Genomic DNA, 14,544 nt, shown 5'->3' with positions numbered 1-14,544 from the left:
AGAAATAGCCAGCAACTTGCTGGCTATTTTCTTTGTCGTTTTTGTTTATGAGTTATAAATTAGTTCGCAGGGCAGCCTTTTACTTCTAAACCATTGCTCATATAGATTAGCTCACCATCCACTGGTGCGTAATTCTCAGCAGTGACATCTGGGTTCTTAACGAAGAACTCGCGCAGCACAGCGGCATCCGTCAACTGCGTCGACTCAACATCAATTACTGGGTAGTCATCACCACCAGCCGCACTGAAACTGATCACGGAGAACGTGTAAGTATCTGCTAAATCAAAACCTTTGCCATTGATGTCTCTAATAGTCACATCACTCAAATCACAGTCGACAGTTAAACTAATATTATCCAATTGTGCGTAAGCGCCAGATCCTGCCGTCTTAGTCGCAACAACGTCTAAATACGCTTTTACTTCAGCACCCGTCATTGTTGCTTTGGTTACAAAATTGCCAAAAGGTTGGACTGTAAGTACATCACGATAAGCAATGTCACCTGCCGCAATTGAGTCACGAACACCACCGGAATTCATCACACCAAAGTCAGCATTCACTAAGTCATAAGTACGGTATGCTTCTCCTAACAAGTGACCAAGGTTAGTTTGCTCTGCTCGAACAACATTTCGATCACCTTCCAGTTTTGCATCTGTCTTTGAGATGATGACATCTAGCAGATCTTGCCCTTGTTGTTGATATGGGTAGAGAATGGATTTTACAGTAGCATCAGGCTTAATTTCAGATTGGATAAACTGGTAACTTCCATTTTCATCCTTCTCTTTTAAGTTCACAGGGACCAGATCATATTTCGCTAAATGCAATTTACCATCGTAAAACTCAAAGTCAGCTCGACCTACATACTTACCCCACTCGTGAGCTTGCATGATGTAGGTACCGTTTTGCTGATCAGGCTTACAATCATCTCCCGGATTGAAATCAGCGTATTCATTGCCCTCCATACAGACAGGATTTTGAGAGTGCCCGCCAATAATTGCATCTAACTGCCCTTCTTCTAAAGAACGAGCAAGTAATACATCTCCAGGTGCTTCACTACCATGTTGACCATCCGCGTAATGCCCCATATGCGTGGTAGCGAAAATCAGATCAACCGTTTCATTGGCCTCAATTTCTTTTATGGCTTTTTTGATTTCGACTTGCGGGTCGGCAAAGTGAATCGTCGCGACGTTGTCAGGGTTAACTAATTTCGCCGTATCCTTGGTTGTCAGGCCAATAACAGCAACTTTTAAGCCATTGATGGTGAATACTTTATATGGAGAGAAAAGGCGTTCATCAGTAACTGTGTCTCCATCTTTGATATAAATATTCGCAGCTAGCATCGGGAAGTCAGCTAATTCAGCCTGCATATCTAGCACATCTAAGCTGTTATCAAACTCATGATTACCTAATGCCATCGCATCGTAACCAAGAAGGTTCATGCCAACAAAATCTGGTACCGCATCCTGCATATCAGACTCTGGAACACCAGTATTAATGTCACCACCGGACAGTAGGATCGTCTCACCACCGTTTTGAGTCACTTCCGCACGAATACTATCAATCAACGTTTTACGAGCTGCCATTCCATACTCACCCTTACTGTTTTCCCAGAAGCGACCATGGTTATCGTTAGTATGTAAAACCGTAAACTTGGTACAAGAGTCCGCAGTGTCACATGTCACCGTGATGTCATCATTATCCGAGCCACAACCAACCATCGCTACGCCGATAGAGAGCACCAGTAAAGACTTAGTAAAATTCATAGAAGATCCTTTATTAATCGTTTTAATGTCGTTATGGCAGGCAATATACTGACATCTTGCAGGGTTTTAGTGATCGTTCTCTTAATTACACGTCTGGAAAATTGAGTATTTACCCTAACTGTAGGCACAAGCGATTAATCAACAGAAGTTGAACAATTCTGATAATAAACATGAATTTATAAAGAAAGTGTGACTCACTCTATTGATACTGCTAACAAGAGGGTGGGCTAAAGATAATTGTCAGGTGTGGAAATGAAATGGCACCGCGCTACTTAAGTAAGCACGCCCATATTTAAGAGCGAGGTATAATATCCGGATAATGAAAACTATCTCTCAAAAGACAAGCAATATCATTTTACAGACTTTATCCCGATACGCCCTTTCATAACGAGGGCGCTCTCTTTATGATGAACGCAATTAAATTAACTTTGCTAACGGCAGCGCTTGTTATTCGAGTCGCTGTTATGGAATAGCAAAATCAAGACTCAACACATGGAGATTCAACATGGCTTACTTTTCACTAGCCTTCGGTACGGCAACCAAAAACCGCGACAATAAAATCATTGAAGCGTTCTTCCCTAACCCACTTCTAAACCCAAGCGACGCTCTTGTAGCAGCTGTAGCTGAAGTGTCAGGTTACGCTGAAGGCAACCAAGCTATCGAAATCTCTGCTGCACAAAGCGCAGAACTAGCGAAAGCATTCGCAGCAAACGGCGATGTAGCAAACGCATCTTTCGCAGAAAAAGCAGCAGCATCTGAGCAACCACTTGTTCTTGTTGTTCTTGCGACTGACGAGAAGCCAGCATCAGTTGCTGAAGGCTTCCTAAAGCTACAACTTATCTCTAACCGCCTAGTACAACCACACGGTACAGTACTAGACGGCATCTTCGGTCTACTGCACAACATCGCATGGACAAACGAAGGCCCAATCGACCTTCCTGAGCTACCAGAGCGTCAAATCGAAGCTCGCCTTGCGGGTCGCGCTCTGTCTGTAGATTGCGTAGACAAGTTCCCTAAAATGGTGGATTACGTAGTACCAACAGGTATTCGTATTGCTGATACTTCTCGTGTTCGTCTTGGTGCACACGTAGGCGAAGGCACAACGGTAATGCACGAAGGTTTCATCAACTTCAATGCGGGTACTACTGGCGTGAGCATGGTTGAAGGTCGTATCTCTGCGGGTGTTGTTGTGGGTAACGGTTCAGACATCGGCGGCGGCGCTTCTATCATGGGTACTCTATCTGGTGGCGGTACTATGGTTATCTCTATCGGCGAAAACTGCCTACTAGGCGCAAACGCTGGTCTTGGTTTCCCAATGGGCGACCGTTGTACGGTTGAGTCTGGTCTTTACGTGACTGCGGGTACTAAGGTTCGTATGCTAGATAAAGAAGGCAACGAAGTAGAAATCATTAAAGCTCGTGACCTTGCTGGCGTTTCTGACCTTTTGTTCCGTCGTAACTCGATCACTGGCCAAATTGAATGTCTTGCGAACAAGTCAGCGGTTGAACTGAACAGCGAGCTGCACAGCAACAACTAATCTACGCGCTAGATGCTAAATTATTAGAGACTAAAAACTACGAAGCCGCTGGGGTTAAATCCAGCGGCTTTTCTTTTATATAGGTAAAGCAGTGAAGGTTATGCTTTTTCTGCTGCTAGCTGTTCAAGAGCTTGAATCGAAGTCTCTGAAACCAATGTTCCATCCATGTAGTAACTGACCTTGTCACCATCACGAACCCCCGTCAGAACAGCCTTCTGGCCATCGTTATAGGTGATGTCCATTTGAATGGTGTTCTCATCGATCTGTTGCATCTCACCCCATTCAATATGGCGATTATTGAACCCAAGTGGTGCATCTTTCAGTGAATCGTCAAGGCTATCGTTCACATCAATCATAGTATCGACTTTACTATCGAATATATGAGGCGCGCCAGTCAGTGGGTTTTTTCCTGCCCAGAATTCGATCGAGTTAAATACGATGTAATCGGCTGCGAATGTTAAAGCGTAAACAGGAGCAAGCAAGAAGTTGACCCCAGCACGAGCGTAACGGTTATCTACAACCTCAACGTTGAACTTCATTAATTTACCAGTAACGGCATTACTACCGACACACCCAGCTAACGACATGACAATCGCTGCCACTGCAACTGCTTTTGTAATTGTTGTTTTCATAGATCCCTCTTATGCCACGATGATTGATTCAGTTTTTGAACGGCCAAATTGAATTGTTCTTGTATGAACACAAGAAATGATGGCCTAACAAATTGATTCCATAACATTTAGCGTAGTGGAGATTTTTAGAACAGCAAACTGCAAACCTAATTTGTTTCGCGTTGGTTCCTAACATTTGTGTAATAAAAAAGCGCAGACCTTTCGATCTGCGCTTTTAACTTTTTAGCTTTTAGTTAATCCAATCTAGATTAACGCAGCATGTAAGTAAGTGATTAACCCACATTCTTACGTGCGTTTTGGAACATACGCATCCAAGCGCCGTTCTCGCCCCAGCCTTCTGGAGACCAAGAGTTTGCAACCGTGCGGAATACACGCTCTGGGTGAGGCATCATGATAGTCACACGGCCATCCGTCGTTGTTAAACCAGTGATAGCGTTTGGCGAACCGTTCGGGTTATTCGGGTATTGCTGCGTTTGGTTACCGTTGTTATCAACGTAACGTAGAGCAACCGTACCTGAGTTTTCAATCGCGTTTAGGTGGTCGTTGTCACGCACTTCTACGCGGCCTTCACCGTGAGAAACAGCGATTGGCATACGAGAACCTTCCATGCCGTTGAAGAATACAGAATCAGACTTCTGAACTTCAACGAGGCTGAAACGAGCTTCAAAACGCTCAGATTCGTTACGAACGAAACGTGGCCAGTACTCAGCTCCAGGGATAAGTTCACGCAGGTTAGACAACATCTGACAACCGTTACATACACCTAGAGAGAAAGTATCTTCACGCTTGAAGAAGTTTTCAAATTGGTCACGCGTCGAGTCGTTAAACAGAACTGATTTAGCCCAACCTTCACCAGCGCCCAGTACATCACCGTAAGAGAAGCCACCACAAGCCACAAGGCCGTTGTACTCTTCTAGAACCGCTTGACCCGTTAGGATATCGCTCATGTGAATATCTGTAGCTTCGAAGCCTGCACGGTCAAATGCAGCTGCCATTTCAACGTGAGAGTTAACACCTTGCTCACGTAGAATCGCCATCTTAGGCTTAGCGCCCGTGTTGATGAATGGTGCTGCAATGTCTTCGTTTACGTCAAAGCTTAGTTTCACGTTCAGACCAGGGTCTGATTTGTCTTTCTTCGCTTCGTGTTCTTGGTCTGCACAGATTGGGTTATCACGTAGACCTTGCATCTTGTGCGTCGTCTCAGCCCAGATAGTACGTAGTTCAGTACGGTTACGCTGGATTACAACGTCTGCGCCTGATTTAACCACTACTTCATCTGATGCTTCTCCTTCACCAACAACGCTGCCAATCACATGTGAACATGCTTCTAGGCCATTTACTGCAAGAGTAGAAAGAACTGCGTCTAGGTCGTCGTTACGAACTTGGATAACTGCACCTAGCTCTTCGTTGAAGAGTGCCGCAAGCGTATCTTCGCTATTCTCTGATGCAGATAAAAGCGCTGCAATATCAGCATTAACACCACAGTGACCTGCGAACGCCATTTCAGCTAGCGTTACGAATAGACCACCATCGCCTTTATCGTGGTAAGCGACAACTTGGTCGTTCGCTACAAGTGCTTGAACGCCTTCGTAGAAACCTTTTAATTGTGCTGCATTGTCTACGTCTGCTGGCTTGTCACCAAGCTGCTTGTAAACCTGCGCTAGTGCTGTAGCACCCATACGGTTTTTGCCGTTACCTAGGTCGATAAGTACTAAGCTTGTAGCGCCTAAGCCTTCAAGGTTATCAGGGGTACGAAGCTGAGGAGTAATCGTCTTACGAACATCTTCAACACGTGCAAACGCAGTGATAACAAGAGATAGCGGAGATGTGACTTCTTTCTGCTCGCCATTCTCTTCCCACTTAGTCTTCATCGACATTGAGTCTTTACCCACAGGGATAGTTAGACCCAGTGCTGGACATAGTTCTTCACCAACCGCTTTAACCGCTTCGTAAAGACCAGCATCTTCACCTGGGTGACCAGCTGGAGACATCCAGTTAGCTGACAATTTAATGTGTTTGATATCGCCGATGTTGGTCGCTGCAATGTTAGTGATTGCTTCACCAACCGCTAGGCGAGCTGATGCGCCGAAGTCTAGTAGTGCAACTGGCGTGCGCTCACCAAGAGACATCGCCTCACCGTGGTAAGAGTCGTAACTTGCAGCTGTTACTGCGCAGTTCGCTACTGGAACTTGCCAAGGGCCAACCATTTGGTCACGAGCCACAAGGCCTGTTACCGAGCGGTCACCGATAGTAATAAGGAATGTTTTCTCTGCCACTGTTGGTAGGCGAAGAATACGGTCAACCGCTTCGTTTAGTTCGATACCAGAACGGTCAATCGCAGGATTGTTCGCTTTTAGCGTCTTCGCATCACGGTGCATCTTAGGTGTTTTACCTAATAGGATGTCCATCGGCATGTCGATTGGCGTGTTGTCGAAGTGTGAATCTTCTAATTTAAGATCACGTTCTTCTGTTGCTTTACCAACAATCGCGAATGGAGCGCGTTCACGCTTACAAATCGCTTCAAATGTCGCTAAGTCTTTATCAGCAACCGCCATTACGTAACGCTCTTGAGATTCGTTACACCAGATCTCAAGTGGGCTCATGCCCGGCTCATCGTTTGGCACGTCACGTAGATTAAAGATACCGCCACGCTCGCCATCGTCGACTAGCTCAGGAAGAGCATTCGAGATACCGCCTGCGCCCACATCGTGGATGAATGCGATTGGGTTCGCATCACCAAGCTGCCAACAACGGTCGATAACTTCCTGACAACGACGTTCCATCTCTGGGTTTTCACGTTGTACAGAAGCAAAATCTAAGTCTTCAGAAGAAGAACCAGAATCCATTGAAGATGCAGCACCGCCACCAAGGCCAATGTTCATTGCTGGACCGCCAAGAACGATTAGGCTTGCACCTACTGGGATCTCTTTCTTCTGAACATGATCATCACGAATGTTACCTAGACCACCAGCCAGCATGATTGGCTTGTGGTAACCACGTACTTCTTCACCTGCGTGAGAGTTTACTTTCTCTTCGTAAGTACGGAAGTAACCTAATAGGTTTGGACGACCAAATTCGTTGTTGAATGCTGCGCCACCAAGAGGGCCTTCAAGCATAATATCCAAAGCAGTAACAATACGGCTCGGCTTACCAAAGTCTGTTTCCCAAGGTTGAACGAAGTTCGGGATCTTCAGGTTAGATACAGAGAAAGCAACCAGACCCGCTTTTGGCTTACCGCCAATACCAGTCGCGCCTTCATCGCGGATTTCACCGCCTGAACCTGTTGATGCGCCCGGCCATGGAGAGATTGCCGTTGGGTGGTTGTGCGTTTCAACTTTCATCAAGATGTGTGTTTTTTCTTGGTGGTAGTTGTATTGGCGAGTTTCTGGATCTGGGAAGAAACGACCAACTTCAGAACCGGTCATTACCGCTGCGTTATCTTTATAAGCAGACAGAACGTGTTCTGGTGTCGTTTCAAAGGTGTTCTTAATCATCTTGAACAATGATTTTTCTTGCTTAACGCCATCGATAGTCCAATCAGCGTTAAAGATCTTGTGACGACAGTGCTCTGAGTTCGCTTGTGCAAACATCATTAGCTCGATGTCAGTTGGGTTACGACCTAGCTTCTCAGTGAAGCTTTCAAGAAGGTAATCAATTTCGTCTTCTGCAAGTGCTAGACCTAGGGTAACGTTTGCTTGTTCAAGCGCTTTACGTCCACCAGTTAGTAGGTCAACTTCCGCATAAGGAGCAGGCTCAGCCACGGTAAATAGTGCCGCCGCTGACTCGAAGTCAGTGAAAACCACTTCCATCATACGGTCGTGCAGGATTGCTTTCAGCTCAACAAGTTGAAGCTCAGAAAGTTCAGAAGAGGTTTCAATGTAGAAAGCAGTACCGCGCTCTAGACGTGACACTTTAGCCAGTCCGCAGTTGTGTGCGATATCTGTTGATTTTGAAGACCAAGGCGAGATAGTGCCCGGGCGTGGCGTTGCAAGCAGCAATAAACCTTCAGGTTCATGCTCTTCAATCGTTGGACCGTAAGTCAGTAGCTTTTCTAGCTTCTCAACTTCAGACTCATCTAGGTCTGCCGTTAGATCAGCAAAGTGGGCAAACTCAGCGTAAATACCTGTTACAGGTAAGCTTAATTCACGACAAAGCTCTAAAAGCTTGTTAACACGAAACTCAGATAGAGCTGGGGAGCCACGCAAAATTCTCATGTGCTTACGTCTCTTATGCAGTTGATTAAGGTAGTATTGGAATAAATTCAGTGGGTTATAGGAACAACCTAACTGTTTTCTTCGAAGCTATTCCCGAAGGTTGCCAAACCTATGCCGATTCCACCTCTTCAATGCGAGCGCATTATAAAGCATTTCTTTTTGTGACGTAACACCAAAAGCAACCGTTTGCGTTATTTTTTTTATCTTTCGGTGTAAATGGTACTTTTGCTGCATTTATCACCACTTTTACAACTGTTTAAATAAACCTGCTTTGCCAGCCTTGCGGGGTTTGGTATAAAGGGGCTTCCACTTTTCGAGATTTCATTTTGATGCCTAAATTTACGCTCATCTTTTCGTCTAAGTTCCTTCTGCTCGCTATTGCCCTTTTTGGGTTGGCTGGATGCCAGATTGAATCTGAACCTAAAAGTGTCCTTGAGCAGATACGAGAGCGTGGCGTTCTTCGTGTCGGCACCCTGAATAACCAACTCTCTTATTACATCGGTCCAGATGGTCCTGCTGGCTTGGACTACGAGTTAGCTCGCGAGTTTGCAGAAGAGCTTGGTGTAAAGCTTGAGGTTAAACCTGCTTACCGTCTATCCGGCCTATTTCCTGCGTTAAAGAAAGGCGAGATCGATCTTATCGCAACGGGGTTAACACAAAACAGCAACCTGACACGTGCCTATCGCTCCGCGCCCGCTTATTACTATGTAAGCCAGCAGGTCGTGTACAAAAAAGGCCAGTGGCGACCAAGAAACCTTGAGCAACTGATCAAGTTCGAGAATGAACGTCAGGCTGATTTCGTAAAAGCACAAACTGAATCAGAAGAGGTAGCGACTACTGACACATTGACGCCATCTTTGGTTGTAGTGAAAGACTCACACTTTGAGCCAACACTAAAACAGCTGCAAAACACACACGATGACTTTATCTACGATGCGATCGGCAATGCTGATATCAACGACCTGCTAAAAGAAGTGTCGACTGGCGAACGCTTGTTTACTGTGGCGGATTCGATTGAGCTGTCACTCGCACAACGTTTATACCCTGACGTGGCTTTGGCTTTTGAACTTACAGAAGACCAACCGATCTCTTGGTATTTACAGAAGTCTGAAGATGAAAGCCTTTATGCGCTGCTGATTGAGTTTTTCGGTAACCTAAAGCAGTCTGGTGAGCTCGCTTCACTGGAAGAAAAATATATTGGCCATATCGGCACCTTCGATTATGTCGATACTCGTGCCTTTATCCGTGCATTGGATAGCAAGCTGCCAAAATGGTCTCCACTATTTCAAAAATATTCGCAAGAATTTGATTGGCGCTTGATTGCTGCTTTGGCATACCAAGAGTCACACTGGAACCCTGTCGCACGTTCTCCTACTGGTGTTCGAGGCATGATGATGTTGACGCTACCAACCGCGAAAAGCGTTGGTGTGACCAATCGTCTTGACCCTAAACAGTCGGTACAAGGCGGGGTTGAATACCTGCGTCGTATCGTTAACCGAGTGCCCGACTCAATCACTCAACACGAAAAGATCTGGTTTGCGCTTGCCTCATATAACGTAGGTTACGGGCACATGATGGATGCTCGTCGCTTAACCAAAGCACAAGGCGGTGATCCTGACGCTTGGGGTGATGTGAAAGACAGGCTGCCTCTGCTAAGACAGAAGAAGTACTACAGTAAAACTCGTTACGGTTATGCGCGTGGTGATGAAGCAAGGAATTACGTTGAGAACATTCGCCGTTATTACCAAAGCATTATCGGCCATGTGAATAAGCGTAATAAAGAGGAAGAAGCGAGCCTTGAAGGGTTGGTGGTTATCCCACCTTTAGAGATCTCGGGCGCTGAATCGACAATCAGTGCGGCTGAATCCGCTGTCGATGAAGCTGAGTCTTCCAAATAAATAAAAAAGAGCAATGCTATATAGCGTTGCTCTTTTTTTTATACATGAGCCACTGGTTCGTATTGGCTAGTTCGCATTGAGAAACTAAACCAGCAAAGTGACCGTTAAATTTGAGGTGTCATATTGCAGTAACAATCGAACTTTATAACGACACACCATAAGCGCCATGATGTTCTGTTGTACTCAGACATTGGCCATTACGAATGGTCACTCAAAAAGTATCGCTAAGTTCGCGACAGAGCTCATAAACAAAGAACCACTATAATTAAAACTGAAGTCATAATTACAAAGCCAGACGACAAATAGGAAATCGTTGAAATGATGAAGAGTAAACTGAAATCGAAGCGCCTTGATAAGACCGTTGCTGCAAACCGTCGTAAGCGTATGCTTTCAAATAATAAGAAGAAAATCATTTGGCGCAACCGTGCTTTCATGCAGATACTTTCTGAGTAAATATACCGAGTAAGTTTTTTGCGGCACTCTTGCGATAGAGAGTGCCGAAAGCTTACTGCTATTTTTTGTTACAGACCTTGTTTTTGTTACAGACCTTGTTCTTGTTACTGACCTTATTCTTATTACTTGCCTTGTCAGATTCTAAACACTGCTCTTCCAACAGACGGTCTTGCTTTCGTTTTTCTTTTATCTCTTTTCTACGACGCTTGAAAAACGCTTGCAGTTGCTCACGGCACTCTTGTTCTAACAAACCATTTTCCACGTCTGCATAGTGGTATGAGGCTTGGCTTTCAAAGAGATTTAACACCGTACCTGCTGCACCCGCTTTTAAGTCAGGAGCCCCAAACACAATGCGCTTTACTCGGCTGTGTAACAAGGCGCCTGCACACATTGGGCAAGGCTCAAGCGTGACGTATAAGGTGGTATCGAGTAAGCGATAGTTTTCTAAAGCTTGCCCAGCTTTACGCAAGGTTTCGATTTCTGCGTGTGCCGTGGCATCGTGGCTTCCAATAGAACGGTTCCAACCTTCAGAAATAATCTCACCCTCTTTTACCAACACGGCACCAACGGGAACCTCTCCCTCTTTCTCAGCTTGCTTAGCAACCTCAATGGCGCGTCGCATGAAGATTTCATCTTGAGGGGTGAATTGATGGTCTGACAAAGGGAACTCCAGAAAACAAAGGATAAGAACAAAAAAAGGTATGCGGAGAAGCATACCTAATCTTAGTGATTATGAACAATAAAGAGATAATGAACAACAAGCGTTGGCTTGTTCGTTTAATCTCTAGCTAGCGGCTTATCTAACTAACAGCATCGCCTAGCTCATTGACTATTTTTGTCGCTTTCACACTCACAATACGGTTGTTCTCGACCGAGATAATTTCAAACTGCCATTGCTGACACTGAACGACTTCTCCCGTATCGGGTAAACGCCCGATTAACCAAGTCACAAGGCCATTCAATGTTTGGAAGCCTTCGCTTTCCCCTTCCAATTCTGACAGCTCTAAACGGTTCTTGAGCTCACTGATAGGGATTAATCCATCCACCAGCAACCCGTCTTCCACTTGCTCTGTCCATAGGTCATTGGGGTTATTGGATAACTCACCTGCAATCGCTTCAAGAATATCGTAATGAGTCACAAGGCCTTGCACATCGCCATACTCGTCAACAATGAAAGCCATCTCGGTACCCGACTCTTTAAAATAGCCAAGTAGCCGCAGTGCCTTCATCGATTCTGGAACATAGATCGGCGACTTAGACAGCCCCATGATGACTTGAATACTTAAATTGCCCGCCTGATTCAGCAAGGCTTTGGACGACACCGTACCGACCACTTTATTGAGATGGTCTTGGCATAATGGAAATACACTGTGCTTTGAAGAGCGCAGTTTCTTAAATATCTGCTCTACAGGTTGCTCAATATCTAGAAAGTCGACGTCTCGGCGTGGCGTCATCAACGAGCTCACAAGGCGATCATCAAGCTGTAAGATATTGCGAATCATCTCTTGCTCGCCACGCTCTATCACACCTGATTCAGAGCCCTCTTTCACGAGTGCATGAATATCGTCTTCAGTCACACTGTCTTCTTCACCACCACGCCCCATTAACTTGAGAATACCTTCGGTTGATGCAGACAACGCAAACACAAACGGCGTCGCGATTTTAGATAACCAGAAGATTGGCAGCGCGACTAACACAGCAATGTTTTCAGCTTGGGATTGAGCAAAACGCTTTGGCACTAGCTCACCCACAACAATCGCGAAGTAAGTAATACCGACAACGACTACCGCGGTAGACAAGATATTCGCTTGTGTTGGGTCGAATCCCCATAGCTCAAGTTGAACGGCCAGTGGCGCAGAGAGCGTCGCCTCGCCCACAATACCGCTGAGTAGGCCGATTACAGTAATACCGATTTGAATGGTTGAAAGGAAGCGGGTTGGGTTTTCTTTGAGCTCAAGAGCAACCTGAGCGGAGCGATGTTTTTCGGCTAAGCGTTTCAGCCGACTATTTTTTGCTGCTACCAATGCAATCTCTGACATGGCAAACAGACCATTTAAAACAATTAACCCTACTAAAAGCAGAATCTTCATGTGGTTTGGATTTCCTAATTTTACCGGCCAACAATTAGCCGTGATCCGGAGTATAAGCTGAGTGCCTTTATTTTGAATATAAAAAGTTTTCGATATAGAAAGTTTGGGATATAAAAAGTCTTGGCTATAAAAATCTTGGATAAAAAAAACGGAAAAAGATGGCGAAAAAAAGCCCGCACATTTCGGTGCGGGCTTCGATGATTTTTATGTTAGTTCGTTTGGCTTTTCTTAGCTTTACTTATCTTACATTGTGTAAGTGTAAGGAGCTTGGATACCTAGCGGGATACCAAGAGCCCAGTAACCTAGCAAGAAGATAGACCAACCGATTAGCATAGCAATCGAGAATGGCATCATTAAAGAAGCTAGAGTACCGATACCTGTCGACTTAACGTAGCGTTGACAGTAAACAACAACCAGTGGGAAGAACACCATTAGTGGAGAGATGATGTTAGACACTGAGTCACCTACACGGTAAGCCGCTTGAGATAGCTCTGGGGAGATACCCACAACCATTAGCATAGGAACTAGGATAGGACCAATCAGTGCCCACTTAGCTGAAGCAGAACCTACAAGAAGGTTAACTGCAGCCGTTAGTAGAATCATACCAACAACCGTTGCTTCACCCGGAAGATCCATCGCTTTCAAGCCTTCAGCACCGTAAAGCGCCAGCATAGTACCGATGTTTGATTGAGCGAATGCAGATAGGAACTGAGCACAGAAGAACGACATTACAATGTATGCGCCCATCGTTGCCATTGTCTCAGACATCGCTTTGATAACATCGTTACTATTCTTGAATGTACCCGCAACACGGCCGTAGACGATACCCGGAATAATAAACAGAATGAAGATCAGAGGAACGATAGACTTCATTACTGGTGCTGAGAACGCCGTTAGTTCACCTTCAGGCGAACGAAGTGCTGAGTTTTCAGGAACCAAAGCTGCGATAAGCAGACCAATACCTGCAACCATTGCCCAACCAGCGAATTTGAATGCTTTAGATTCAATCGCTGTGAACGTACCTAGATCAGGTGCTTGTTCAGCATCTTCATCTACTGGAGTTTTTGCAAGGCGAGGTTCAATGATCTTCTCTGTCACGTACCAACCGATACCAACAATGAGAACTGAAGACAAACCAGTAAAGAAAATGTTCGCTAGAGGGTTAACCACGTATGCAGGGTCAAGAACGTTTGCCGCTGTTTGAGTGAAGCCTGCTAGTAGCGGGTCAATACCTGAAGGAATGAAGTTCGCTGAGAAACCACCTGATACACCAGCAAACGCTGCTGCAATACCCGCTAGAGGGTGACGACCCGCTGCGTGGAAGATGATACCGCCAAGAGGGATTACTAGAACGTAACCTGCATCTGCTGCTGTGTGAGACACGATAGCAACAAGGATTAGCATAGGCGTTAATAGCTTAGCTGGCGTGAAGTTCAGCATCTTCTTAAGGCCAGTCGTAATGAAGCCTGAAGAATCAGCAACGCCAACACCTAGCATAGCAACAAGTACGATGCCTAGCGGTGCGAAGCCTGTGAACGTGGTAACCATATTCGCTAGGAAGCTAGCAAGCGCTTCACCAGTTAATAGGTTGTTTACTTCTAGAGCAGCACCCGTTTGAGGGTTGATTAGGTCGAATGAAAGATTCGATAAAAGTGCAGATGCTACCCATACGATAACTAGAGCCCAGAAGAACAGAATTGCAGGGTCTGGAATTTTGTTGCCGGCGCGTTCAATGAAGTTTAGAAAGCGGTCCATCCCACTGATCTTCTCAGTCGATGGTGCTTTTTTTACAGCTTGGTTACTCATTGTAACTCCATATATGATGTTGTTTGTTTAGGCCTAATAAAAGTTTTGACCATGGCCTATTGGTACAGCACATATTCTATTAAAGTCGCTGTTAAAAAGCACAAGGTTCCACATCATTTTCCATAAATGGAGACATATTTTGCAAAAATACTGT

At 45.3% G+C, this 14,544-nt stretch carries 9 protein-coding genes; 3 read left to right on the top strand and 6 right to left on the bottom strand.

Features of this window, described 5'->3' with window-relative positions:
- Positions 1-59: 59 nt before the first annotated feature.
- Entirely contained in the window at positions 60-1,760 is a 1,701-nt protein-coding gene (gene ushA / locus H5300_RS00150) for a bifunctional UDP-sugar hydrolase/5'-nucleotidase UshA (RefSeq protein ID WP_102557799.1), read from the bottom strand.
- A 505-nt stretch (positions 1,761-2,265) separates the two neighbouring features.
- Between ushA and dapD the strand changes: the two genes are divergently transcribed.
- The gene (dapD, locus tag H5300_RS00145; RefSeq protein ID WP_076644752.1) at positions 2,266-3,297 is read left to right on the top strand and encodes a 2,3,4,5-tetrahydropyridine-2,6-dicarboxylate N-succinyltransferase; all 1,032 of its coding nucleotides are present in this window, start codon (positions 2,266-2,268) and stop codon (positions 3,295-3,297) included.
- Positions 3,298-3,395: 98 nt separating this feature from the next.
- On the opposite strand, the gene H5300_RS00140 is transcribed toward dapD, so the two are convergent.
- Entirely contained in the window at positions 3,396-3,929 is a 534-nt protein-coding gene (locus H5300_RS00140; RefSeq protein WP_004735180.1) for a DUF3332 domain-containing protein, read from the bottom strand.
- A gap of 272 nt (positions 3,930-4,201) precedes the next feature.
- Positions 4,202-8,143, bottom strand: a complete 3,942-nt coding sequence (purL, locus tag H5300_RS00135; RefSeq protein ID WP_182795216.1) for a phosphoribosylformylglycinamidine synthase — start codon at positions 8,141-8,143, stop codon at positions 4,202-4,204.
- A 329-nt stretch (positions 8,144-8,472) separates the two neighbouring features.
- Between purL and mltF the strand changes: the two genes are divergently transcribed.
- Positions 8,473-10,041 (top strand): membrane-bound lytic murein transglycosylase MltF, encoded by a 1,569-nt coding sequence (mltF, locus tag H5300_RS00130; protein ID WP_182795215.1) that lies wholly within the window; start codon positions 8,473-8,475, stop codon positions 10,039-10,041.
- A gap of 318 nt (positions 10,042-10,359) precedes the next feature.
- Positions 10,360-10,494: a hypothetical protein gene (locus tag H5300_RS27820; protein WP_004735176.1), complete on the top strand. Its 135-nt coding sequence runs from the start codon at positions 10,360-10,362 to the stop codon at positions 10,492-10,494.
- A gap of 58 nt (positions 10,495-10,552) precedes the next feature.
- Here H5300_RS27820 and tadA read toward each other — a convergent pair whose 3' ends face one another.
- The 3 genes from tadA to H5300_RS00115 all read right to left on the bottom strand — a co-directional run bounded on the left by tadA (position 10,553) and on the right by H5300_RS00115 (position 14,390).
- Complete coding sequence (tadA, locus tag H5300_RS00125) at positions 10,553-11,209, bottom strand: tRNA adenosine(34) deaminase TadA (protein WP_076644755.1); 657 nt, start codon at positions 11,207-11,209, stop codon at positions 10,553-10,555.
- An 85-nt stretch (positions 11,210-11,294) separates the two neighbouring features.
- On the bottom strand, positions 11,295-12,584 hold the full coding sequence (locus H5300_RS00120) for a hemolysin family protein (protein WP_182795214.1): 1,290 nt from the start codon (positions 12,582-12,584) through the stop codon (positions 11,295-11,297).
- 243 nt (positions 12,585-12,827) lie between these two features.
- Positions 12,828-14,390 (bottom strand): AbgT family transporter, encoded by a 1,563-nt coding sequence (locus H5300_RS00115; RefSeq protein WP_004735172.1) that lies wholly within the window; start codon positions 14,388-14,390, stop codon positions 12,828-12,830.
- Positions 14,391-14,544 lie beyond the last annotated feature (154 nt).

The sequence above is a fragment of the Vibrio sp. SG41-7 genome, assembly GCF_014164465.1.
Lineage (GTDB): Bacteria > Pseudomonadota > Gammaproteobacteria > Enterobacterales > Vibrionaceae > Vibrio > Vibrio splendidus.
This window is presented reverse-complemented; position numbering and strand designations above follow the sequence as displayed.